11 protein-coding genes and 1 pseudogene are annotated in these 26,614 nt (G+C 40.3%); 1 reads left to right on the top strand and 11 read right to left on the bottom strand.

The genetic code is table 11. The features are described 5' to 3' along the window. Nucleotides 1-135: 135 nt before the first annotated feature. The 3 genes from HMPREF9965_RS04680 to HMPREF9965_RS04670 form a co-directional block, all read right to left on the bottom strand. On the bottom strand, nt 136-8,460 hold the full coding sequence (locus HMPREF9965_RS04680; protein WP_000357564.1) for an SIALI-17 repeat-containing surface protein: 8,325 nt from the start codon (nt 8,458-8,460) through the stop codon (nt 136-138). Nucleotides 8,461-8,628: 168 nt separating this feature from the next. Then, entirely contained in the window at nt 8,629-15,120 is a 6,492-nt protein-coding gene (locus tag HMPREF9965_RS04675) for a SpGH101 family endo-alpha-N-acetylgalactosaminidase (protein ID WP_000361140.1), read from the bottom strand. A gap of 281 nt (nt 15,121-15,401) precedes the next feature. Further along, the gene (locus HMPREF9965_RS04670; protein WP_000842565.1) at nt 15,402-17,384 is read right to left on the bottom strand and encodes a peptide ABC transporter substrate-binding protein; all 1,983 of its coding nucleotides are present in this window, start codon (nt 17,382-17,384) and stop codon (nt 15,402-15,404) included. A 245-nt stretch (nt 17,385-17,629) separates the two neighbouring features. On the opposite strand from HMPREF9965_RS04670, the gene rfbD reads away from it, so the two are divergent. After that, complete coding sequence (gene rfbD / locus HMPREF9965_RS04665) at nt 17,630-18,484, top strand: dTDP-4-dehydrorhamnose reductase (protein ID WP_000600919.1); 855 nt, start codon at nt 17,630-17,632, stop codon at nt 18,482-18,484. A gap of 61 nt (nt 18,485-18,545) precedes the next feature. Here rfbD and rfbB read toward each other — a convergent pair whose 3' ends face one another. From rfbB to HMPREF9965_RS04625, 8 genes and pseudogenes are all read right to left on the bottom strand, one after another. Beyond that, nucleotides 18,546-19,592, bottom strand: a complete 1,047-nt coding sequence (rfbB, locus tag HMPREF9965_RS04660; protein WP_000170497.1) for a dTDP-glucose 4,6-dehydratase — start codon at nt 19,590-19,592, stop codon at nt 18,546-18,548. Nucleotides 19,593-19,601: 9 nt separating this feature from the next. After that, nucleotides 19,602-20,198, bottom strand: a complete 597-nt coding sequence (locus HMPREF9965_RS04655) for a dTDP-4-dehydrorhamnose 3,5-epimerase family protein (protein ID WP_000131448.1) — start codon at nt 20,196-20,198, stop codon at nt 19,602-19,604. Further along, nucleotides 20,199-21,068, bottom strand: coding sequence for a glucose-1-phosphate thymidylyltransferase RfbA (gene rfbA / locus HMPREF9965_RS04650; RefSeq protein ID WP_000676132.1), 870 nt, complete (start codon nt 21,066-21,068; stop codon nt 20,199-20,201). It abuts the gene before it with no gap. Nucleotides 21,069-21,095: 27 nt separating this feature from the next. After that, nucleotides 21,096-21,735, bottom strand: a pseudogene (locus HMPREF9965_RS04645) (UDP-galactopyranose mutase); the annotation flags it as partial. Between the two features lie 43 nt (nt 21,736-21,778). Beyond that, nucleotides 21,779-23,017 carry a nucleotide sugar dehydrogenase gene (locus HMPREF9965_RS04640; RefSeq protein WP_000685094.1) on the bottom strand — a complete coding sequence of 413 codons (1,239 nt, stop codon included), beginning with the start codon at nt 23,015-23,017 and terminating at the stop codon, nt 21,779-21,781. A gap of 25 nt (nt 23,018-23,042) precedes the next feature. Beyond that, on the bottom strand, nt 23,043-24,461 hold the full coding sequence (locus tag HMPREF9965_RS04635) for a lipopolysaccharide biosynthesis protein (protein WP_000091275.1): 1,419 nt from the start codon (nt 24,459-24,461) through the stop codon (nt 23,043-23,045). After that, complete coding sequence (locus tag HMPREF9965_RS04630; protein WP_000167409.1) at nt 24,458-25,615, bottom strand: glycosyltransferase; 1,158 nt, start codon at nt 25,613-25,615, stop codon at nt 24,458-24,460. The genes HMPREF9965_RS04635 and HMPREF9965_RS04630 overlap by 4 nt, the downstream gene beginning before the upstream one ends. A 129-nt stretch (nt 25,616-25,744) precedes the next feature. After that, nucleotides 25,745-26,614, bottom strand: an 870-nt coding sequence (locus tag HMPREF9965_RS04625; RefSeq protein WP_000518810.1) for an O-antigen ligase family protein, incomplete at its 5' end; no start/stop codon positions are given.

Raw genomic sequence — 26,614 nt, 5'->3', positions numbered from 1 at the left:
CTTTATAGCACAATAGTTTATCCCAACAGCACCATAACTCTTTTGATAGTTTCTCTAACTATTATAGAGGTTAGGGAGCTGTCTTTTCACTTCCTCTTGATGCTAAAATTTGTCAAAAGCAAAGGTAATTAGAAGCTATTCCTTTTTCCCTTTCGCGATAAAGATAGCAGATAGGGCTAGACTTACGCCTGCTAGGAAGAGAGCTGTGTCAGATTTGCTTTCACCTGTTGCCGGAAGCTCCTTCTGATCATCATGTTTAACTTCTTGAGTCTTAGTATCAGTGAGTGAACTTAAGTTCAATTTGTACTCTAGTTTTTCAACTGTCGGTGCTGGTTGGTCTCCGGCTGTTCCAAGCGGACCTGTGTACGCTGGCACTTCATGAACTGCCGCTTCAACTGCATTCACACCACCTGTAAACTCTGGTTTCTCAACTGTCGGTGCTGGCTGATCTCCTACTGTACTAAGTGAACCTGTGTACTCTGGTACTTCATGCACTGCTGCTTCTGCCGCATTCACACCACCTGTAAACTCTAGTTTCTCAACTATCGGTGCTGGCTGATCTCCTACTGTACTAAGTGAACCTGTGTACTCTGGAAGCTCATGTACCAAGGCTTCAACTGCATTGACACCACCTGTGAATTCTAGTTTCTCAACTGTCGGTGCTGGCTGATCTCCTGCTGTGCCAAGTGAACCTGTGTACTCTGGTACTTCATGCACTGCTGCCTCAGCCGCATTCACACCACCTGTAAAGTCCGGTTTGCTCAAAATTGGTGGTTCTTCATCACCCTTGCTTGATTGAACCGATTCTTCTGTTAATGCTTGATAGAAGCTCGCCAATTCATAAAACTCAGCCTTGCCGCCTTCCCAGACTAATTTGACGTCTAGAAGAGAGCCACCATTTCGGATAGCGAAGGTTTGGAGACTAGATGTAATGGCACCGAGGTCTGTCCAGCTATCTTGACCATCCTTGAGTGTTCTAGCAAGAATGCGTGCTTTCGCTCCTTCAGGAAGACTGGAAACGAGACGAAGGTGGTTGGCATTAGTTGGCTCAGACAAGTGATACACCAACTCTCCCTTGTCTTTTTCAGACTTATAGCTGGTCAAGACTTTGCCGTCTACAAGATTATTATAAAGGTTGCCTTGGCTTTCTCCACTACTTCCTTCTACTGTTGGATCATTGATTGGTTTAACAAATTCACCATCGTTGATGACCAATTCTGTAAATCCTACAAAACGGGCATCATAATCCGCTGTATAGAGGACACGGAGATAGTTGGCTTTGACCGGTGTCGTCAATTCACCTTCAATGTAGCGATTTCCTGGCATCTTAGAATCATGAGTCCAACCATCTGTCAGAGAATCATCGTGTTGGCTATTAGCCACACCATCTCCTACTGTCACAACATCTGTCCAAGTTTTACCATCTTGGCTGACTTGGATCTTACCATCACGAAGGTAGTTTTGAGTTCCGTCTTGGATGTAGGCTCTAATCTTCTTGATAGTGCGTTCGCTACCAAGTTTCAAGGTCACGTGCCCATCTTTATGGGCATAGTCTGAAAACTCAACGAAGTTGTTGTAAACACCATCAAACAATTGATCTAGATTGTTCAGTTTACGAACATCATTGCTGCCGTATGCTGGGTGAATTCCCATTGAAGTTGATTCCAATTTTGTTGGTTGCACTTCTTTGGTCGTCACAAGAAGAGAAGTGGCTGTCACAGCTTGTTCCTGATCTGTTTTGTTGACCAGACGAACATAACGTACCAAGTGGGTTGCCACAGATCTGTCTTTCAACTGGCTAGCTGGCGTCCATTCTTGCGCATTTGCAGAATACTCTAGGCTAAGAGCAGGGTTGGCCTGACCTTGGAGCTGGATGCTCTTGACCTGATGGATACGGTCAAGCTTCATACCTAGATAGCTATTTGCAGGAAGTTTGGTTCCAGCTGGAATTTGAAGTTCATAACGTCCCAAGCTATCCACTACCGGCGTTTCCTTCAAAGCATCGACGTTGGTGTCCGTTAACTCACTGCTTCCAAAACGTGTCTCAACAGAGAAGTCCTGGATACGCCACCAAAGGTCAAGGGCCTTGGTATTGCGTACTCGGATGTAACGAGCATTGATAGCTCTGGTCACTTCCTTGGTTTGTTCTCCTGATAGGCGATCCAACTCTTGCCATGCAGTTCCATCTGTAGAGTACTCAAGTACACCTGCGGCAAGTTTATCACCCGTTCCTTGGCGAAGACGAACTTTAGTAACTGACTTGACTTCACCGAGGTCAAGCTGTGCCCAGGCATCTACTGGAGTTGTATTGCTACCGTCAGCATTTGCCATCATGGCTTCTGTATTGTCCTTGCCATCAGTGATTTGACGAGCTGAGGTATTTAGTTTGTAAACTAAGTTTGAGCTTAGACTAACTGTCGTTGCTTGTTGGCTACGAGCTTTTTCAACTGGACGGTTGACTGCAATTTCCTGAACTGCAAACCAGGTGTTCTCGCGATCTGCTGTCGCAATCATGCGAACTGCCTTAGCCTTGATGTTGAGATTCTCAAACTTAAGAAGGGATTCATTTCCGACATAGCTTGGCTCTTTCAAGGTTACCCAGTTGTCATTTTCATCTTGATACTGTACTTCTGCCTTACTAAAGGTATCACGTGGATTAGCCTGGGTTCCCATAGCAAAAGTCAAAGTTTGAATCGCTACCGGCTTGTTGAACTTCATACCAATATAATCACCTGTCTTGATGCTATTTGGTGATTTAATAATCGCATGGGTTGCCAAGTCGCCATCCGTTACTTCTGCCAAACCACCTTCTACACCTGTTCGATTGGTGATAAAGGTGCTGATGATTTGATCTGGGTGCAAGACTTTTTGAACTTCAGACGCTAGAATTTCTTTTAGGGATAGGATAAATGGACGAATATGTTGAACACCCAATTCAGCTTTTTCCATATGGTCTACATAATGGAAGGTATGAGTTTGAGACTGTTCGTAGAACTTCAAGCCTTTATAGTAGCTGTCCCAAAGTTTGGCTGCATCGTTTGTAGCCATGGCTTCAGTTCCTGTAAGGAAGGCATCGAGAGCATTCATTTGGTCGATTGCATTATCCAACCAATAGTGGATTTGCGCAACCATTTTTTTATCACCTGATGCTTTATAGAGTTCAACAGCTTCTTTAATCTTGGCAAATTCAGCTCGCAAGGCTGCACGCTCTGCAGTCACATCCTGACCTGCTTTGAGCTTGGTCATGAAGTCTGTCAATTTTGGAGCCAAGTCTACCGATTCTTCTAGTTTGACGACACGATTATCCATGTTTTGGTTGATCATGTGCTTACCAAGTTCGCGGAAGGCTGCCGATACCTTGCTATCTTCAAAATGACCATTTTCTACAAAGTTGAAGGCAATATCATTGATTTTCTTAGCTTCTTCTTCTGATTTCCACTGTTTCCATGAATATTGAGCTCCTGAAAAGAGGGCAATCTTAGATGGTTCAGACTGTTGCATTGGGTTCAACATGATACCAGATAGCAAGCTTGGATCCACATTTGGATGAAGGAATTTCTCACCTCCACCTAGAATCAAGTGTTGTTTAGAGTTATCTGTTACAGGCCAGTTAATCCAAAGTGAAACTGGGCGATAGGTCTTGCCACCTGTGGATAGATTGTTCTTGAGAGTTGAGAGGAAGCTTTCAGAGACTTCGCCCCAAATCTTACCACCAGTCAAGGTCATGGATGTTGAATGTGGGAGATTTTCATTGAGAGATTTCAACTCATCCTCACGTCCATTGCCCCAATACTGTCCAGGAACAAAGATCATTTCTTTACGAAGACCGCTGTAAGTTCCCTGCATTTCTGTCAACCACTTGGTCATATCTTGCATCAAGCGGTTGTAGCTATTGTAGCCTCCGACTGGGCTTGGAGCATCATCTGCAAGGATACCAAATTCGCGGACACCCACTTTCATCAACTGGGTAAATTTAGCCTTAATGGTTGCCAAGTCTTCTTGGTAGTGTGCTTCATTTCCAAAGCGGATGCGGTTGTTCATGAATGGATGGATGGTCCAGACATAGCGGGTTTTACTTTGATTTCCGACACGAGCAAGTTCACGAATTTCTGCTAGTTTTTCTTCTGGATAGAGTTCACGCCATTTCTTGTTATGGTATGGATCATCTTTTGGTGCAAAGAAGTATTGGTTCAATTTCAAATCGCCACCAAAACGCATCAATTCTGCACGATCCGCATTCGACCATGGATTTCCATAGTAACCTTCGATAAAGCCACGATTCTTGAGCTCTGCGTAATCTTCTACTGTCACATTGCGAAGGACTGGCACTTGGCTTTCCTTAAGCATGTGTTTCAAGGTTGTCAAACCATAGAAAACTGCATCTGTATCTTTTCCGACGATGGAAATCGAGTTATCCTTGATGCTCAAGGCATAGGCGTCGATCTTGTCAAAGAGGCCTGCTGAAACCTTGGACAAGTTTTGTTCTGCTTGTGAACCTTGTCCATGCACTCCAAGATAGATATTGGTTACGCCAGCGATTGCCGCCTTACCAGTTGTATAAGATACTTGATTATCCTGCAAGATACTCTTCAAGCGATTGCGAGTATAGATGTCGAGTTGATCGCCCATGACCAGATTGACTTGCTTACGAAGGGCTGTAACACCTTCGCCATAGGTTACTTTTTGTGGAGTTGGGAAGACCTTGTACTCTTTCTTGAGATAGTCATTGCTCTTGCTAGCAGCTGCAATGCTATCTTCGCTAGCTGGTTTACTTGCTGTGAATTGATCTGCCAATTCAACTGTTCCATCACCGGTTTGGTCTACTTTTGGTTTTTCAGGAGTAGTTGGTTTTTCTGGTTGACTTGGTGCAGGCGTTTCTTGCTCTTCTTTGACAGGCTTCAATAGATGAACTTCAGCTGCACTTGCAAAACCACCAACGCCTTCCAATACTTTCAACTCAATCTTGTTGGTATGTACCGCCGCAAAGTTGACTGTTTTTTCTTGGGCATTGTTGTCCCAGTTTCCTTCTGAAACCTTGACCATTTGGCCATCTTTTTGTGCGTAGATTTCGTAGCGAGTAACGACACCATTTCCACCACCTGGACGTGGGAGATAAGTCAAGCCATTGACTTTTTCTGCTTCTTTCAAGGTCATAGTAAGGGTGTATGGCGCAGTGTCACCAGTCCACTTAGTATGCCAGAAGGTATTTGGATCATTGTCAAAGGCTTTCTCAACAGCTCCTTCAGTCGCTGTTCCTGGCAATTCTTGGCTACTTGCAGTAGCAGTGAATTTGTCATTTGCAATCAAACGAGGATTTACAAAAGGCTTATCAGTCAACTCAGCGCTGTGCAAGATTCCCTTGAAGCCACCGATACTTTCAAGTGGCAATACCAAGCTTGTATGAGCCAGACGTGGATGCGCAGGATCCGCGATACGCTCGATCTTTTCACCATCTACATAGACTTCCGTTGATTGTGGTTTGGTCACGATGGAGATTTGATAGCGTTTGTTCTTTTCAAGTTTTTTCTTGAATTGGATATGGAACTGTTCAAATTGATAGGCAAGGTAGCCGTCTTTATCAGCTAGATAGATACGGTTGTCCCCACTTGTTGAGAGGGTTTGTTCCCCGTCTCCAGTGACAGTCACATCAAACTTCAAGACGTGACTTGGACCAACATCACCTGCTAAGCCTTCGATACTGCTGTCTTTCTCAAAAGCCAATCCTTGCTCGCTTGTCTTCACCTTCTTGCTTGCATAGTTCTTGACTGTTTCAGGATTGATGGTAAACAAGTCGCTTTGATCAATCTCTTTATCAGGATTTGACTGTGGCGCATAAGGACTCGTTGGTAGGGTACGTTCTGCAAAGGTCGCAGCTGCACGATCAGATCCCCAAGTGCGCTCCGCAGTGGTCTGCATACTCTTGAAGAAGCGTTTGAAGATATCATAAGAAGTCAAACCTGTCTCATGGAGATCGATATTATCGTTCCAAACCGCATGACCTCCTCCGATAATACCTGGATGAGATGACTCTAAAAGTGGTCCCCCACCTGTTCGGAAATCATTTGGTGTCCAGCTATTATATTGGCGCTCATAGTTTGCATAATCTCCATAAGCCGCCTGACTATTGCTTCCACTTGGAACACTGTAAGTTGGTACATCAGTGATGTTGATAATCTTAGCTCCCTGAGCAATAGCTTCATTTGGTCGTTGCCATCCGATACTCCAGATATCAACCTCTACCCCGTTCCAATCAACAGGAGTGTTCCCACGTTTCGCACTGAGTGAGCCCCAGATACGAGGGGTATAGCCTTTTCCTTTAATGTATTTGATAAGGTCATTGACATAGCGACGATAACTTTCTCTGCTGCCATAGTATTCATCCGTTCCGATATGAACAGTGGATACACCATGCAAAGGAGCATCTGGACCATCGAGGAGTTTGTCATAGACGGATTTGACAAAAGCCAGCGTTTCATCGTACTTGTTATCCAAGTCTAGCATGGCAACTCGTTCGACATTGTGCTTGCCTGCATAATCGCTCAGACTTCCTTGATACATGAGGTCTGGACGAACCTTGACAAATGACAGAGCGTGTCCTGGTGTATCAATTTCAGGTACTAGGTTGATATGAAGAGCCTTGGCCAATTTAATCAGATTTTGCATTTCTTCCTTAGTATAATGCTCATCAGATGTTAATTTTTGACCATTCTGACCGACAATATCTGTCTCCAAACGGAAACCAGTCTTAGCATGTTCAAGAACATACTTGAGTTGTTCTTCTGGTGTTAAATTCTTACCTGCCAAGTGTTCCTTAAGGAAGATATAGTTATCATTAAGGTGCAACTGCAAGTCGTTCATCTTGTAATAGGCCATGTTTAGCATGATGTCTACAAGGGTGTCATAAGGGATAAATTTACGACCTGTATCCAGCATAAAGCCACGATGACTGAAACTTGGGAAATCACGAATTTCACCATTTTGTAGGTCTGTTTCTCCCATTTGAAGAAGAGTACGAGTTGCGTAAAAGGCTCCTGTTTTCGTTGCGGCTTCGATGGTAATCACATCATCTTGGATAGTGATGCCGTAGCCTTCCTTGCCATAACCTTTGTTTTCAACCTTTTTAAACTCGATTCGTTTTTGAGCCTGTTTGTCACCTGTTGCAAGTTCCAATCCACGGCTTGCAAGGTCTGACTGGTAGAAGGTTGCAGCCTGATCAAAACCTGAATCACCCGTCGCAAGAACTGTATCTGAAGTGATAGAAGATTGGCCTTCTTTCCCATACCATTGTTGAACAGCTGGTGCTACTTTTGGTTTCACACCCACACCTTCGTCCTGATGTAGCCCCTTGATGACTACTTCAAACTCTTTGGTAAAGGTATGACTGTCTTTGATTTGTTGTACCATGACCTTGACACGTTGATCTGTCAGAGGTTGGTAGATGCGATTTTGAAGGTCAATCACACCCTGCTTGTTACTGCCGATCAGACTAACCTGACCTGGCAAACTTGGTAGGACAAGAGACTTGCCATCTTCAGCCACATCCAACTGATCAACTTGGCGGATATCCGTTACTTTACTATGGTCCGGAACGTTTGAATAAGCTCGAATTTCTTGAATTCCAACGTTTCTCCAGCCCATTGTACCAGCTTGGTAATCATTGACTTCAAGTTTGAGGTACTTCGCTTTGATACTTTCAGCTAGGTCTACTTTCTCATCTAAAACAGGATCTCCAGTCTTGGTATGAGCTAGTTTCCATTGTTTTTCTCCATTAGCGCCCACGTCTTCTTGACCTGCGTAATAGAGACTCCAAGATTTGATATTGGGGTCATTTTGCCCATTACGAAGACGACGATCCCAGTCAATTTCCACATGCTTGATGAGGGTAGTTTTTGGAAGGGTTAGTTCAAAGGTTGGTTTTGGTACATCTCTGTCCGTTGCCCATCTAGTACTATCATCACCATCAACTGCTTTGTCAGCTGTAAAGCTTGTTCCAGCCTCATGGTTGTTTGCTGAAGCAGTAGTTCCCTCTAAGTGATTGAGATCTGGACGTTCTTCTACTTCTTGATTAGTTGGTTTAGTAGCAGGAGTATTTGTTTCTGCTGGTTGCACTTCTTCTTTAGGAATTTCAGATGTTTCTGGAACTGAAGAAGTCGTTGTTGATGTTGTTTTTCCTGTCTCTTCAGGTTTTGTTCCTTCTTCGGTTGCCTGGCTACCCTCTTGATTTCCTTCTGTTGCAGCTTCTGCATCCGCCTTTTCAAGCGCAGCTGCTAAATCATCTGGTAACTTATCCATGGGTTTAACCTGCGTTATGGTATCCTCTGTACTAGATTTTACTTCTGTCTCTGAAGCATGGGCTAGATTTGCCCCAAAAATACTAGCACCAATCATAACTGAGGCTGCACCAATTGCAAATTTGCGGATACTATAATGACAGCGTTTCTCAAAAAAGTGTTTGTCCATATTTCTCCTATTTCCTTTCATCCGCTTACGATAGTAAGCGTTATCATTTCTCCTTTTAAAAAGAAGAGAACCAAGAGGTCCTCTCCAGGTGTTTGATTCATTTTCCGACTCTGACCCCCATAGAAGTCCAAGTCACTTATCCAAACAATGTAGTTGTGGAATAAATATCTATTCTTTTTTACTGTTAATAGCAAAGAGGGCGGCTGACAATGCTAGGCTGATTCCTGCTAGGAAGAGGGCTGTATCAGACTGGTCTTCTCCTGTTTCTGGGAGTGTCTTTTTGCTTTCTTCATTTTTCAGAGTATCTTTGATTTCTGATGTCTTTGTATCAGCTAGTGGAGCTGGTGTCAACTTATACTCTGGTTTCTCAACAGTTGGTGCTGGTTCATCACCTGCTGTACCTAGTGGGCTTGTGTACTCTGGTTTTTCATGTACGGCTGGCTCAACTCCATTGGCTCCACCTTTGTATTCTGGCAATTCGTGTACCAAGGCTTCAACTGCATTGACTCCTCCCATGAACTCAGGTAGGTCATGAACAGCTGCTTCAACCGCATTAACTCCGCCCTTGAACTCAGGGACTTCATGAACAGCTGCTTCTGCTGCATTGACGCCGCCCTTGAACTCAGGGACTTCATGTACAGCTGCTTCAACCGCATTAACGCCGCCCTTGAACTCAGGGACTTCATGAACAGCTGCTTCTGCTGCATTGACGCCGCCTTTGAATTCAGGGACTTCAAGAACTGGAGGTTGCTCTTCACCCTTGCTACTTGTAGGAGCGTCTGGTTTCGGAGCAGAATCTTTTAATTGATTGAGATAATCTGCAAAGTATTTCACCATTCTTTCCGTCAAGAGATGGTTATCCGTCGCATATTTCATGCTTGCCTGAACACTAGCTACTTCCTCTTGATTTTCTTTGTCTGTCAATTTTTGAGCATTAGCTAAAGCCGCTTCATAAGCAGACATGTCAAGCGGTGTTTCTGCTACCTGTGGACGGTTAAAGATGAGTTCCGCTGCAGATTGGTATTTATCTCCACCATCTCCGTATGTTTTGGTACCCGTAAGGACAATTTTCTTAGCCTTGATTGTCTTACCAAAGTTAATATCTTTCGGCTTATTGTTATCAGGCCAGTCCGTCGCAGTGAAAGTATGCTCCTTGCCAGACTCATCTGTTACAACCAGTTTCACATCACGCAAGTTACCATTCGATCCTGAGCCACGTGGAACATAACGAAGTCCTGTGATTTCAGTTGGTTCTTTCAATACCATGGTTGCAGGCTTGCCTACATCTCCACCATTCCAAGATGTATGCCATAGACTAGACACATTACCATCAAAGGCGTTCTCAAGACCTTCACCTGGTTGAGCTGGCGCATCCAAACTTTCAAAGTCTTCTGCTACCAAAGCTGTCTTCTTCTGAACCAAAGCATTCTTCAAGGCCTCAATCTTGGCAATCTCTGCACGCGCTTCTTCCACACTGATATCATCATCTGCCTGACTGAGGTTAAAGACCGCCTCCTTCAAGGCATCCATAGACTCTTTCGTGTAGTTGGTCATGGCTACAGTTGGCAAGTAGTTCTTCAAAGCATTTTCTGTCAACATCTTACCTGTTAGGGTAATTTCCTCGATGTGAAGATTATCCATCATGAAGTCGTTGTAACCACGGAAGTTGGCATTTCCGCCAGCATCTCCACGAGTATTGCTTGCGTTTCCAGTTGAGTAGATACCTACCCAAGTATCGCCTGTTTCTGCACCTGTCACAAGGAAGGTTACCTTCTTGGCTTTCTTAGAATCCGTCCAAGTATTTGGCAATTCATGCATTTCCAAGTTGCTTGCTTGACTACCACGACGACCTGACTGGAATTCTCCCTTACCGACTACAAAGGCATAGGTATTGTCAGAGCCTGCTTCGTATTCAAAGGTTACACGATAAGTTTTACCAGCTTCAAAACGGAAGTTTTGTGGAATAGTTTGGTAAACCAAGTTACGACGGCTCACTAGTCCATTTGTCTTCAATGACCAATTTCCTTCGATAACATCATCGACTTTCTTACCATTCCAACCACGCTGTGTATATGGATCGTGTTTTTCAGACAAGTGAGTGCGGTTATCTTCAACACCTTCGACACCACCTACTACAAATGGGAAGATTCCTTGAGCAACATTTTCAAAGTCTTGTTTGAAGGTTCCTTGACCTGTATCATGCTTGTCTCCGTACATGCTTGAATTGTTTTCAAAGGTACGAATTTCATCAAAGTAAGTTGCTTCATCACCAGCTTCACGACTCAATGTCAAAGTAACATTTGATACGTCCGATCCTGTTGTAAAGAAGGCGTACATGTTTTGGAAGTAACTTGTATCGTCAACTGTAGCATTGTCACGGCGATTGTTATGAGCGTATGCTTTGATATAGTTGAGAGCGAGTGACTTATTGGTATAAGTAGTCACTTCTTTCTCGCCAGTATTCACTGTGATACTTGCCTTAGCATTACTACGGTTATCAACACCGACATAAACAGCATACTTGGTATTTGGTTTCAAGCCAGTCAGTTTCTGAGTAAGGCTGACCTTGCTCTTATTGCCTTGGATACGAAGCATTTCATTTGCGCCTTGTGATTTGACAATTTCTGCCTTAGAAGCATCACCAGAAATGGTCCAGTGTTTCAAGGTTCCACTGTTAAATCCTTGGTCATAGATATGCATGCCTTCGCTCCATGACATTTCAGGATTGGTTTGTTTTGAACGGTAGAGAACGTATGGTTGATTTGCTAGAAGGTCTAGGGTAATCTTGCCATCTTTTACAGTTAGTTCTTGCTCTTCTGTCTTACCTTGGTCAGTTAGCTTGTAAAGGTAAACCTTGCTATTTGCCCAATCGCTTGGAAGTGTCCAAGTTGTTGCACCAGCTTGCGTATTGAAGTAGTACATTTTTTCCTTATCAGTAGGAAGTTTCTTACCATTTGCATCCCAGTTCCAAGGAGTCAAGTAAGCTGAGCCATCTTGGATGACACGTCCGTTGAGCGTTACTGTACGTTCGCGATATTGCGGGCTATTGACATCATTTGACTTACGAGTCACAACCACTTTGTTACCTGCAGCATCGACTAGCTCAACCTTCATTTCTGGAGTCCATTTATAGGTGCTACCGTTATCGGTCATAGTCACCGGTGTACCATTTTCCCATTTGCTTACAGTGAAGTGTTGGAAATACTTAGTCATGACATCATGGGCAAACAAGTTGGTTACATAGCCATTGTAATCACTCCGTCCTTGCCATCCTTCAAAGTCTTTCATGCTGTAGCCACCTAGAAGTGGGTAATCTGCTGCACCACCGTAACTTCTGTAGTCCCCTACCCAAGCATCTTTTTGGTGGTTACGGATAAAGCGCGTGATGGCACTGTTGATACCTTTATTGGTGTAGCCACCATAGGTCAAGTCAGCTGCCCAGTGATGGAAGGTAGAGTCGTACTCACCACCGTGTCCCCACTCGATCGCAAAGCGCCAGCCTTGTTTGTTAATTTCTTTAGCAAGAACGTGGGTAGCCCAAGCACCGTTGTCACCAGATTGACCATTACCCCAAACGTCCACATAGATAAAGTCGAGGCCTTCACCAAGTTTTTTCTTCAAATCTTCCCAACGTGCCAAACGACCATGGGCTAGGTCATAGGCAGCATCAATGTTGATACCTTGATCTAGCCAATTCCAGCCATAGCTATAGCTTCCATCTGGATTCTTACGAAGAATTTTTTCATTGAAGTACTTAGACTCAGGATAAGTTTCTGAAGCGTTAACGTGGATACCTAGATGAGCTCCATATTTCTTAGCCTTCTCAATTAGGGTCTTAAAGTCTTCAACACCACCGATACGCTTACCAATATCAGCATAGTTCAAGTGACCAGAGTCATGGCCTTCGCTACCATATCCTTTAAGGAGAACACCTTGTCCTAGACCATCTGTATGGAGATTGATCTTCTTGATACCATCCAAGGTCATAAGGAATGGGTTTTGTGCTTGTGAGCCAAAGTTCATCGCGATACGATAAGCTGTAATATCCTTAACTTTTTCCCAACCTTGAGGGTTGTTCATGATGCTACGATAAGCAATGGCACCATCCTGCCAGTCGACTTTGTTGTCTGCGTTGGCATCTTCAGTGATAACAACCTTAGCACTTGGAAGTTCCTTCGTGTATTCTGGGAAAACAATGCCCTTATAAGCTTTTTCCCATTGCCATTCAGAGCTGTGGATTCCTACATAGTTGGCATTTCCAACGGTTTCTTTATAAGCTGTCAAACGAGTCCAGTCATAAGAACCTCCACCGTAGCTGTTTTGAGAGTTGCTCCAAACACCAGCAGCAAGCTTATCTGTAGAAACAAAGCCATACATGTAACCCTTGGCCAAGTCTTTCATTGGATTGGTTACATCGATATGATCATCTCCGCTGACATGGGTATTGTTTGACATAGTTGCCCCATCAAACTTAGCACCCGCTTGGTCACTTGAAACAGATACTAAAGCATTGCCAAGGAAACTAATAGAAGAAAGTAGTTTTCTTTCGTCATCAATCTTTTGACCTGGAGTAACTTGATTGTGGTTGACAATCTTGGTCACATCAAAGTGCAACTGATTATCAACAACTTGCAAACGAACCGTCATTTCTGCATTGATAAGATTAGCATCATCGCGAAGCTTCATCAAGTACTCTGCTGTTGTCTCATTGATTTTTTTGTAGGTAACTTCAGGTGTGACTTCGTGTTTGTTGATAAAGACTTTATTGAATTGTTGGACTTGTCCTGGCAAGGTATGCCCGTTCAAACTGTATTCTTTAATACGTGGGAAGGCTTGGTCAATCACTGCTTTGAGGACCTTAGACTGAATCGTGTCATAAGTCACCTTGCTATCATCAACTTCAGGACCTGTTTCTTTTTCAGCAGGGGTATCCTCTGTTTTTACCCCCTCTTGGTTATCCGTCTTAACACTAACAACTGTTCGCTCATCACCATAGGAGCCCGCCTTGAGAAGAATTTTCTTCTCATTTTTAAGATGGTCATTGACCGCAGCTGGTAGAGTTACTGTATCAAAGAGCTTCACATCATTATTCGTTGCATTGAGCTGACCATCTGACTTGAGAGTGATAGAAAGACGGTTTACAGAACCTGATTCTGGTGCTGCTACACGGTTGCCCTTATACCAGGTGCTATCGGTTGGAGATTTATACTCCCAGAACCAGCCGTCCTTGTCATAACCAACAAAAACATTGTTCTTGGTGTCTTTAAATTTCAAGAAGACACCAAAGCGTGATTTGCCCTTTTCAGAATCATCTTTGAAGGTTAGATCAACAGTCGCATTTCCATTCGCATCAACGGTCAATCCTTGTTTTTCAAACAAGGCTGGTTTATCGCCATTGTCGTTCTGTGCAGTTGAGGATAGTTGGTTGTAGCGGACACCTTTTTCTTCTCGGATAGTGACTGTTCCCTGTTGTTCTTTTTTCTCTACCGTTTGCCATTCAGCTGTCACTTTTTCAGGTGTTTCAGGTTTAGCAGCTGGTTTGTCCTCTTTTGGTTTGTCTTCAGCTGGTTTTTCTTTCTCTTCCAAGTCTGCTGGTTTGACACTTGAAATTCCCTTCATGTGATCTTGGATCCATTTCAATTGAGCAGGTGAGAAGAGAATACCACCACTACGTTGGCCAACAACTCCATTTTGATGAACACCGACGAGTTTTCCTTCTGTATCAAAGATACCACCGCCACTAGCACCTGGTTTTCCTCCTTGATAACCGATTCCTTGGACACCTTCTCCATATGGTTCTGCAAAATCAACTGTAGTGTTGACAATCGGAGCCAATTCCCCTTCTGGATAACCAAAGACATGAAGTTTATCTCCGATTTTCTTAACTACTGGCTTTTTGGTTACTTCAACAGGCGTATTTTCGAGAACTGTGCGTAATCTCACAAGGGCTAAATCATTCTTGTAGCCTTTTAGGAAACCTTCACGATCCCAATGAATAATGTCTTTTTTACTAAATTTAACATCTGGTAGTCCTGGATAGGAAATGCTATAGATATCCCCATCCCCCTTATCATTGTCAACGACTTTACGATTATTGCCATCTGGAACGTCTTTTATAAAGTTATGTGAAACAGTTAAAACAAGATTTTCGCCAATGACAATCCCACTACCTTCACCTGATGGTGTCTTGATTTTGACAGTTGCTCCGTAGTTTAATTCACCATTCTTGGTTTTAGCTACATCTTCTGGAACGAGATTCTCAGTATCCTTAGCTAATTGATCCTTGTCAACTTCTTTCCCTTTATCTTCAGCCTTATCTAATTTGCCCTCTAAGCCTTCTGGTAACTTATCTGAACTAGCTGGTTTTTCTTTTTCAAGTGCTAATAGTTCTTCTTCTGTCTTAGGTCCATCCGTAACTTCTGGAGACCCTTGGTCTTCTCCCGCCTTTGGCGCTTCAAAATCACGCCCATCATTCTCTTTTGCTGTTGCAAGAGCAGCAGCTAGATCCGCTGGTAAATTCGCTGTGGAGCCAGACTGCACGCTATCTGCAAGAACTGTACTTGTCCCAAAGAATGCAGCCCCAATCATAACAGAAGCAACACCTAATGAAAATTTCCGAATACTAAATTTACAGCGTTTTTCAAAAAATCGTTTATCCATGAACTCCTAAATCCTTTCATTTTTGAGTAAGCGTTTACATTCTTTTTTTAAAAAATACTCCTTCCTCTGAAAGTGCAATGCTTAACCCTGATAAATAAAAATAATTACGCTTTTAATATAACAAATAATGGCTGAGAAAGCAATAGGAAACAAGTAAAATTAACGAAAATTTTCTCTATTCTGAGAAAATAGGCTCCAAATTTAGAATCTTTCTTTACAAATGTAAAAAAGGATTCAGCATTCAAGAGAAATACTAAATCCTTTCTTATATTTTACAACAGTTATTTCACATGTTTTACAAGATCTTCTTGAGCCTTTTTATTTGACTCTTCTTTTTCTTTCATCCATTTTTCTTGGGCTTTTTGATATTCTTCTGCTGTCACTGGTTTATCTTGTACATCAAGGTATTTATACAAGAGGGCTTCGCTCGTACCCTTGTTACCAGAGTATGCAAACGGAAGCGTAAATGGTACCATCTTAGACAACATTGGACGACCAGTTTTAGAAGTTGTTGGGATGATCAATGCACTATCTGTCAACCAAGCTTGGGCAGCAGCATATTTCTCATAACGTTTTGAAACGTCAGTAGTTTCTTCCCCAGCTTCCACAACCATCTTTTCATAATCTTCCAAACCAACCTGCTTAGCCGCAGCGTTGTTTGTTCCAGAGTCAAATCCTAGGTAAGTCTTTGTATTTTCTCCGACAGATGGCTTGATGATATCAAGGTAAGTAGATGGGTCTGCAAAGTCTGGAGACCATCCCACGTTATCTGAGATATCCCAGTCTTCTCCAGCTGCAGTTTCAGCAAAGTAAGTGATATTCAAGACATCATCTTTTTGAAGTTGTTGGATATCGACAACGACGTTCTCTGACCCTAGAGTAGCTTCAAGCGATTGTTTGAAGGATTGAACACGTTGGACTTTCGTCGTGTTTGTTTGGTCTACTGGCATATCCAAGTGGATTGGGAATTTCACACCTTCTGCTTGAAGAGCTGTCTTAGCTTTGGCAAATTCTGCTTTGGCCTTATCTGCGTTATAGAGTCCATCTTGGGCATCAGCTAAATTTACATCCTTCCACTCGTCTCCATAAGTCACCAATTTTTCTTTGACCAACTCACCAAAGTTTTTGCCATCTGCTTGAACAAATGTAGGTGGGACAAACAAGTTACGAAGCAGTTTAGTCGCACCACTTGCACCGTTTACTTGAGAGGCATAGGCGGTTCTATCAAAACCAAAGGCAAGAGCTTGACGGAAATCTTTGTTTAGAAGAGCTTTCTTGGTTGATGTTTTTTCTTCATCCGTTGTCTTAGAAGTATACTTATAAGACTGGCGATCAATATTAGTACCTACTAAATAAGTAGTAGAATCTTGTTGTGTGTAAACAATATTATCTTTAAATGCTTTTTCAGTCTCTGGGTAGCTAGCGCTTGTTGGGAAGAGACGGGCCATAGTGAAACTTCCATCCTTGAAGGCTTCAGTCGGTTTGTTGGTATCTTGACCATCCCAGAATGATAATTTAACCTTATCAAGATGAACATTGTCCTTATCCCAGTAGTTTGGATTTTTTTCAAACTCAACAGAAGATTTAGCTACGATAGATTTGAGCAAGAATGGTCCATTGTATAGGATGCTACTTGGATCTGTTCCTTTAGCGAAATCATCCCCTTTAGAGTTTAAGAACTCTTCATTAACTGGTGCCATTACACCCATCGTTGTCTTAGAATTCCAGAAGCTTTCTGGTTTGTTCAAAGTGTACTGAACTGTCTGATCATCCAGAGCCTTAATTCCTACTTGTGAGAAATCTTTGATTTCCCCTTTTACATAGGCGTCCAATCCTTTGATCGATTCTTGAACTAAATAAAGACCATCAGATTTTTTATCAGCAGCATATTTAAGTCCTGTTACAAAGTCTTGAGCTTTGACTGCCGCGTATTCTTCACCTTCAGAAGTATACCATTTTGCATCCTTACGGATAGTATAAGTGTAAGTCAATCCATCCTTGGATACAGACCAATCCTCAGCCATAGATGGCACAAAGTTACCATAGCGGTCATTTTCAAGCAATCCATCAATCACATTACTAGTAATGTCAGCAGTTGCAGCCTTACCAGTTGTTAAGTAGTTGAGATTATCTGGGTCTGTTTCATAGATATATGAGAATGTCTTCTCTCCTTTAGCGCTCGAACCTGATCCAGAGCATGCAGCTAAAGTAGTCGCCGCCAATAATGTCACGCCCGCAAGAGCAAATAGTTTTGAACTTTTCATCATTTTCTCCTTTAAAACTTTCTATCTATTATAGAACCTTTTCAGAAAGATGTCAACAGAATTTTCAGAATTTTTGTGTTAGTTTGGTATATTCTGAAAAATACTTTTAAGGATATTCTAAAGTAATAACTATTCGTCTCTCTTGCGCATCACTAACAAAGTTTATACCGAAAAAGGTTTCACTAAAAACCGATTTTTCTATATTTTTGATATAATTAAGTATAAGAACAATCAAGGAGAAAGATATGATCTTAATTACAGGTGCCAATGGTCAACTCGGCACAGAACTACGTTATCTGCTAGATGAACGAAATGTAGACTATGTTGCAGTGGATGTGGCCGAAATGGATATCACTAATTCTGAAATGGTTGAAAAAGTATTTGCTGAGGTTAAGCCAACTCTAGTCTATCATTGTGCAGCCTACACTGCTGTTGATGCAGCCGAAGATGAGGGGAAAGAACTGGATTTTGCCATCAACGTAACTGGAACTGAAAATGTAGCCAAGGCCTCTGAGAAATACGGAGCTACTCTCGTCTACATCTCAACAGACTACGTCTTTGATGGAAAGAAACCTATCGGACAAGAGTGGGAAGTCGATGACCTACCTGATCCACAGACAGAATACGGACGTACCAAGCGAATGGGAGAAGAACTTGTTGAAACCCTTACGTCACAGCATTACATCATTCGTACTGCTTGGGTTTTTGGAAATTATGGAAAAAACTTTGTCTTTACCATGCAAAGCCTAGCCAAAACACATAAAACTCTCACCGTTGTCAACGACCAACACGGTCGCCCAACTTGGACACGTACACTGGCCGAATTCATGACCTACTTGACTGAAAATCAAAAAGAGTATGGCTACTACCACTTATCAAATGACGCAGCCGAGGACACCACTTGGTATGACTTTGCTGTCGAGATTCTTAAGGACAGTGATGTTGAAGTAGTGCCAGTAGACTCTAGCAAGTTCCCTGCTAAAGCTAAACGCCCCCTCAACTCAACCATGAGCCTATCCAAAGCCAAGGCGACAGGTTTCGTCATCCCAACCTGGCAAGATGCCCTTAAAGAGTTTTATAAACAAGAAGTAAGAAAATAAAAGCTTACTACATACATAAAAAGCAAGAGACCTCGAGTTCTCTTGCTTTTTTAGTATCTGATTATTTAATCACTTGTTGCGTTTTAGCATAGTTAGCCTCTACTGCTTCTTTTTCAGATTTCCACCAGTCTTGGTTATCTGTGTACCACTTGATGGTCTCTTTGAGACCTGCTTCAAAGTTGGTAAACTCTGGCTTCCATCCTAGTTCATCACGGAGCTTGCTAGCATCGATGGCATAACGAAGGTCGTGACCAACTCGATCGGTCACATGGTCATAAGCGTCAGCAGGTTGCCCCATCTCCTTGAGGATGAGTTCCAACACTTCCTTATTGTTCTTCTCACCGTCCGCACCGATCAAGTAAGTTTCACCGATTTGACCCTTGGTCAGAATCGTCCAAACGCCTGATGAATGGTCATTAGTATGAATCCAGTCACGGACGTTCTTGCCTTCACCATAGAGTTTTGGCTTAATGCCACTCAGGATATTAGTAATCTGACGTGGGATAAATTTTTCAATATGCTGGTAAGGTCCGTAGTTGTTTGAACAGTTAGAAATAGTCGCTTTAACGCCAAATGAGCGTACCCAAGCTTTGACAATCAAGTCTGAAGCTGCCTTGGTTGATGAGTAAGGCGAGCTTGGATTGTACTTGGTTTCAGCGGTAAATTTCTCACCTGGACCTTCCCCATGACCTGGCAAATCTTCACGCAGAGGCAGGTCACCATAGACTTCGTCAGTCGATACATGGTGGAAACGAATGTCATATTTACGAGCCGCTTCTAAAAGTGTGTAAGTTCCGATGAAGTTGGTGTGGATAAATGGACTCGGATCATTGAGCGAATTATCATTGTGGCTTTCTGCCGCATAGTGAACGATAGCATCAGATTCAGATGCCAGCTTGTCCACCAACTCAGCATCAGCAATATCTCCAACAACTAACTCAACACGATCGCCTAAAATCTCTTCAATATTGGCACGATTACCCGCGTAAGTCAGCTTGTCCAGCACTGTCACATGCACATCTGGAAAGTTATTGTGAACATAGTGGACAAAGTTAGAGCCAATAAAACCAGCCCCACCTGTCACGATGATGTTTTTATATTTAGTCATATTATTTCCTTATTCCAAATCTTCTTTTTTCAAAGGCTTCACGTCCTTAAGTAGGGGATGATGTTTGTCCGCTTCAGATACCTCTGCTTCTTCCAGATTTTCCCACTCAATTCCTAATTCTGGGTCAGAGTAGTTAACAAAGGCATACTTAGGTTTGAGTTCAAGCGCCCAATAGTCATTAACCAGATAGCTATAAGAAACTGTATCAGATAGGACTTGAAATCCATTGGCTACGCCACGAGGAACAAAGATTCCCTTACTAGCGTCAATCTCTGTCTGGTAAACATTCCCAAAAGTTTCACCCTCACGCAAATCAACCCATGATCCTAGAACCTTCCCATTATCTGCAACAGAGATATACTTGTCCCAAGGCTCAGCATGGAGGCCTCGAAGAACATTTTTGCGAGAAAAGCTGACGTTATTTTGCAGTTTCCCTTCAGCAAAGAAGCTTTCAGGAAAGCCAAGTGGCACCATCTTTTCCTTCTGGAAATTTTCCTTAAACCAGCCACGATTGTCACCATGAACTGGAATATCAAACTCTAACATACCTGGAATGGTATCAATTTTACGCACCGCAAGTATTTTTCCGAAAAAATTATCTGTCATCTAGATTTCTCCAATCAAACGGAGCAAGTACTGTCCGTATTCATTTTTCTTAAGAGGTTGCGCCAACTTCAGTACATCTTCACGGCTGATATAACCCATTCGATAAGCAATTTCTTCCAGATTGGCAACCTGAACATTTTGCATCCGTTGAACCGTTTCGATATATTGTGAGGCCTCTAACAAGCTCTCATGTGTTCCTGTATCCAACCAGGCAAAACCACGCCCCATAACCTCAACAGACAAATCCCCACGCTTCAAATAAGCATTGTTGACATCTGTGATTTCCAACTCTCCACGAGCACTGGGTTTGATCTGTTTGGCAATCTCCACAACGTCATTGTCATAGAAATAAAGACCTGTCACAGCATAGTTGGAGCGAGGATGCTCCGGTTTTTCTTCTATGGAAATGGCATTCAAGTCTTCATCAAACTCGACTACACCAAAACGCTCTGGGTCCTTCACTTGGTAACCAAAAACAGTAGCACCTTTTTCTTTCTTAGCTGCTTTTTGAAGCATTGTGCTCAAACCAGGACCATGGTAGATATTGTCGCCTAAAATCAAGGCAACGCTATTGTCACCGATAAATTCTTCACCGATAAGAAAGGCCTGGGCAAGTCCATCTGGACTAGGCTGTTCCGCATAGGAAAGCTTAATCCCAAATTCGGAACCATCCAAGAGCAGGTCCTTAAAACGGGGCAAATCCTGTGGTGTTGAGATAATTAAAATGTCCTTAATCCCAGCCAACATTAAAGTTGACAAAGGATAGTAAATCATGGGTTTATCATAAACCGGCATCAGCTGTTTTGATGCAGCTCGTGTAAGAGGGTACAGTCGAGTACCTGAGCCACCTGCAAGAATAATACCTTTCATAATGGAATAACCTTTCTTCGTTGTTTTTTAATTACTAAATTCTTCCTCTACTACACTAAGTATCCGTTCAATCACCACTAATATTTATAATCTGCTAAACGTCCACAGAAGATAACCTTATCATTCTGTGAAGCTTCTTCGTGGTATTTAGAAAAGATAGCATTATTTTTCTCATCATTAATTGGATAATATGGTTCATCTCCACGTTTCCAGTCAGCTGGATATTCACACGTGATGACTGTCTTAGGCTGCAGACCATACTCAAATTTTTTATGCTCAATGATACGAGTATAAGGAATCTCACGATCTGTATAGTTCACTACAGCATTTCCTTGGTGATTTTCCTCATCAAGCACTTCGTGCTTAAAACGTAAACTGCGATACTCTAGCTCACCATGCTTATAATCAAAATACTGGTCAATCATTCCTGTAAAAGCAACTTTGTTAGCAGATGCTTCCAGCTCTTCACGATAGTCAAAGCAATCCACTCCTAGCTCAACTTCTACGTCTTTAAGTATATTTTCAGTAATCACATTGTATCCACAATAGGAATCACTTGATAACGGTCGTTAAAATAATTATTATCAAAGGTTAAACGAACTGGAAGGCGTTTAATGATAAATGGAGGAAGTTTTGTCGCTGAGCGTCCCCATTGCTTCTCAGTATGGACCGCTTCTAACAATTATTTTTTCCATTTTTATTATACTAAATTAATCTCTTTCAAAAATATCACGTGTATAGACTTTTTCCTTGACATCTTCTAATGAGTTATCATAGCGATTAGCAACAATGGCACTACTCAGTCGTTTGAATTCATCTAAATCATTGATAACGGAACTTCCAAAAAATGTACTCCCGCTTTCTAAAGTGGGTTCATAAATAACTACTCTTACTCCCTTAGCTTTTATACGTTTCATAATACCTTGAATAGAGCTTTGACGAAAATTATCGCTATTACTCTTCATGGTCAATCTATAGATGCCAATAATAATATCTTTTTCTACTCTCTCATCGAAAATATTATGGACTGAATAATCATAATAATCTACCATCTTAAGAACCTGATCAGCAATAAAGTCCTTACGTGTCGAATTGCTCCGTACTATGGCTCCTATAAGTTCTTCTGGTATATCTTCATAGTTGGCAAGAAGTTGCTTGGTGTCTTTAGGAAGACAATAACCGCCGTAGCCGAAGGAAGGATTGTTATAGTGAGAACCAATCCGTGGATCTAAGCAAACCCCTTCAATAATAGCTTGAGTATCTAGCCCCTTCATCTCAGAATAAGTATCCAGCTCATTAAAATAAGAAACACGCAGAGCAAGATAAGTATTCGCAAAAAGCTTTACTGCTTCAGCTTCTGTAAAGCCCATATACAATGTATCAATATTTTCTTGTAAAGCTCCTTCTTGAAGAAGTCCTGCGAAAGTTTCGGCAGCACTTACCAAGCGCTCATTATTTTTATCTGTTCCTAAAATAATTCGACTCGGATACAAATTGTCATAAAGCGCTTTCGACTCCCGCAAAAACTCAGGGCTAAACAAGATATTTTCAGTCTGAAATTTCTTTCGTACTGACTCTGTATAGCCCACCGGAACCGTACTTTTAATCACCATGATTGCCTCAGGATTATATCTCAGTACTGTTTCAATAACAGACTCTACGGCAGATGTATCAAAGAAATTCTTTTTCGGATCATAATTAGTTGGAGCTGCAATCACAACAAAATCTGCATCCTGATAAGCTTCTTCTGCATTTAGTGTAGCAACTAAGTTTAACTCTTTTTCTGCCAGATATTTCTCTATGTAGTCATCTTGAATAGGTGACTTTCTTTGATTAATTAATTCGACCTTCTCAGGAATAATGTCCACCGCCATTACTTGATGTTGCTGAGACAATAAAACCGCAATGGATAGACCAACATATCCCGTACCTGCTACTGCTATTTTCACATTTTTCTCCTTTCAATACTCGTACTTATGGTTCTTGTGTTAGAAACTTTTTTAATTCACCAATAATACTCTTTATTTCTTTATAAAATAACATAACTAATAGTAAGAATAGCACAACTTGTATAGGATAAAGAACATAACTATTTTCCAACCATAAGACTATTGACTGAAAAATAAGCAATACATAGGAAAATACATCTCTTCTAATAAAAATTTTTAACTTTATATATTTTCTCATTGTATGAACACGTATTATCCAAACAACAAAGTAAGATATCATAGTGGCAATAGCAGCACCTATAGCTCCATAATAATATACAAAAACAAATGTGAAAATAATATTCACTATCGCTCCTACTAAGGTTGACTGACTATATATTTTTGAATCTTTAACCGCGGAAAAAATTCCACCAGCAAATCCTGAAATAGCTCCAAAAACATTTGCAATTAGTAAAAACGGAACAAACTTCCAAGCATCATAAAATTCATTCATATATAGAAACTTAGCAAGTATTTTACTACAAGAAATTAGTAGCCCGGAAATTAATACCATAATCATGTTATACTTATTATAAACTTGAGAAAAGAAATATTCGCTATCTTCATCACGATAAGACTTTACAGATGATAATATCCACGCTTGGTTAAATATATTTGCAAAAATATTTAAAATTGATGGGATTTTATAACCAACTGAATAAATGCCATTCACCGCTACACCACAAAATGCAATAACTACGTATCTATCTATTGCATTATTAATCCACCAACCTAATGAATTTAAGATTAAGGGAATACTGTAACTAACAAGTCTTTGCTGTAACTTTTTATTCTGAAGGCTAGTGTACTTAATGTTATATTGAGATATCTTATATATCAAGTATAAACTAGGTAGCACCAAACCCAATATATTAGACCAAAAATATCCAGCCAAACCTAGAGGTATAATTATAAGAAATAGAATGTTAAACCCCAATATAGAAATTGTATTGAGAATAGCAGCAATTGATAATATAGAAACTTTATCTATACCTCTAATAAATGAAGAAAGAAATTGGTAAACAATAGTTGATAAATAAAGTAATAAAAAAGTTATGGAATTTTCTTTAAGTAATGGGAATATATTAAAGATATTATTGAAAATAATTCCTAATACTACAACTAAGAAACCTTTTATTATAATATTCCAGCCAATTGAATATACTATACTACTGTCATTTTTTTCATCTAATGCAAATCGAAGAACCCCTTCAGAAATATTAATTGAAATAATTGGAATTAGCAATGAGATTGTCGTATTAAATAAGTCATATGTTCCATAATCAGATGTAGATAGTACGCTTGTATATAACGGAACCATTAAAAAGACTAAAATTTTAGAACCAAAGTTGCTTAAAGTTAGTAATCCAATATTTTTTAGTAAGTAATTATATCTTCTACTCAATTTTCTAGTTCCTTATATAGTTGCATGATCTGCATGGCATTATTTTTATCTGAAAAACGTAATGTAGCCTTCTCTTGTCCTCTCAAAGCAATTTCCAAGATGGAACTCCTATTGTTTATTATAGTTTTTAAAATTTCACTAAGCTGCATATAATCTCCTGGTTCATACAGATATCCTGTTTCTCCTGTAGAAATTATCTCTTTTGTACCACCTGAATTTGTCCCAATAACTAACGCTCCAGACAACATTCCCTCAACTGTAATACGACCGAAAGCTTCTTTTTTGGAACACACACATACGATATCACATTTTCTGAAAAAATCAGTTGGATCAGATTGAAAACCATGAAACTCAATACCGTCAAGTTTATAATTTGAAATAACTTCTTTTATTTCTTTAAAATATTCTTCGCTTTCAACTATTCCTATAATATCAACTTTAAACATCTGTTTATATCTCTCAGGAAGATTAGCTATCGCTCTAACTAAATCAACCTGCCCTTTTCCAGGCGTAATTCTACCTGAAGATAAAATGTTAATCTTTTGGTTCTGAAATGCGACTTTATCTATAAAATAGTCATCAATTGATAAACCATTATGAATGACTTTTTTATAAACCAAAACTTCGTTGGAAAACTTTTTAGAAATTGAATCAGATATAGAAATTACACATGTTGATTTATTTATTAAATCAATTGCTTTTTTTCTATTACAAAATTCAATTCCTAAGTCCTCTTCCATAAACTCCCTTATATGCCATATTAATATTTTTCTCTGTTCGATTGCTGCCTGAGCTCCTAAAAAAGAAGTCAACGTATTCATATGAATAATATCAACTTTTTCTTTTTTTATAATTCTGTTGATTTTGTGAAGCGATATTCTGTTTAATAAATACTTTAACGGCAATTTCAAATAGTAAAAAATATTTTTAGTATGACTGAGATATTTTATCCAATAATTCCAAATATATTGTTTTACAACATAGTATTTAATTCCTTTGTTTACAAGCTCATCTTCCACATTTCCATGTTCTGGTAAAATGATAATAACCCTAAAGTCTGAATCCTCAACTATCGAAACTAATCGTAACAATGACCGGGTAGCTCCCGATGATATATCAGATGTAGATAAAAAATATAAGATACTTTTTGTCATATTGTCCTTCTTTAATTTTAGATAAAAACAGAAAATTATTTATTAAAAAATAAATTAAAAATCTAAAAAACAACTATTCCATATGCCTTCTGCACATTATCATACAACCTTGAATTTCCCCATCCAATTTTATTTTTCTTGCTTAGTCAATCTCATTCCTATAAATGCACAGATAATAACCACGTAAAATATATGAAGAATAACATAATTTGCCCAAAAATCAATTGTTAAACTAACTATAGAAGAAGCTACAATAGTATATAACGCCAATTCTCTAAAAATTCCTTTTCCTTTTACCACTATTACTAATATCTGAAACATAGATAATAAAAAGATAAATAAGCCAATAACTCCAGTATCAATAAGGAAACTTGTCACTGTTGAATCAGCTGTAGAATAGCCATTAAAAAATGAATAAGTACTCAAGTAATTATTGACACCACCAAATCCTGACCCAATAATAGCCTTTATAGTATCAGAGTCTAAATAATTTCCCCAATTTCTAAGAGTTCCAATACGTTGACCTAGAGAACCGTCAGCCATTCCATAACGATAAAGTGAAGAAAATCTTAAACCTATATAATTAGAAATAAACGCAAACACATCAAAATATAGGCAGAGAGAGACTACTATAATTAAAATAAGTACTATAACACTCAACTTTCTATATGTCAATATCCCATGTCTATTTAGTATAAACGAAAGAATTAAAATTACCCCAAAAGCTATCCAAACTATACGAGATTGGGTCAAAAAAATTGAAATTGCAATAAGTGTTTTATAAACTAAATTTAACACTTGGTTCTTATATGGGATAACAATTACCAAAATAAAAGCTAGCAACAAAACATATGCAAAATAGGTGTAGTGGAGAAATATTGAACTGGGATAATACAAACTATTCAAATTCATCGTTTGTATCCATTTAACTGCATCTATTTTTACAAAATTCACCATAAGATTGAAATGTTGCATATATTCATATAATCCAAAAATAGC

Source organism: Streptococcus mitis bv. 2 str. SK95, from assembly GCF_000222705.1.
Lineage (GTDB): Bacteria > Bacillota > Bacilli > Lactobacillales > Streptococcaceae > Streptococcus > Streptococcus mitis_AY.
Note: the sequence above shows the minus strand (reverse complement) of the source record. Positions and strands in the feature narration are given on the sequence as shown.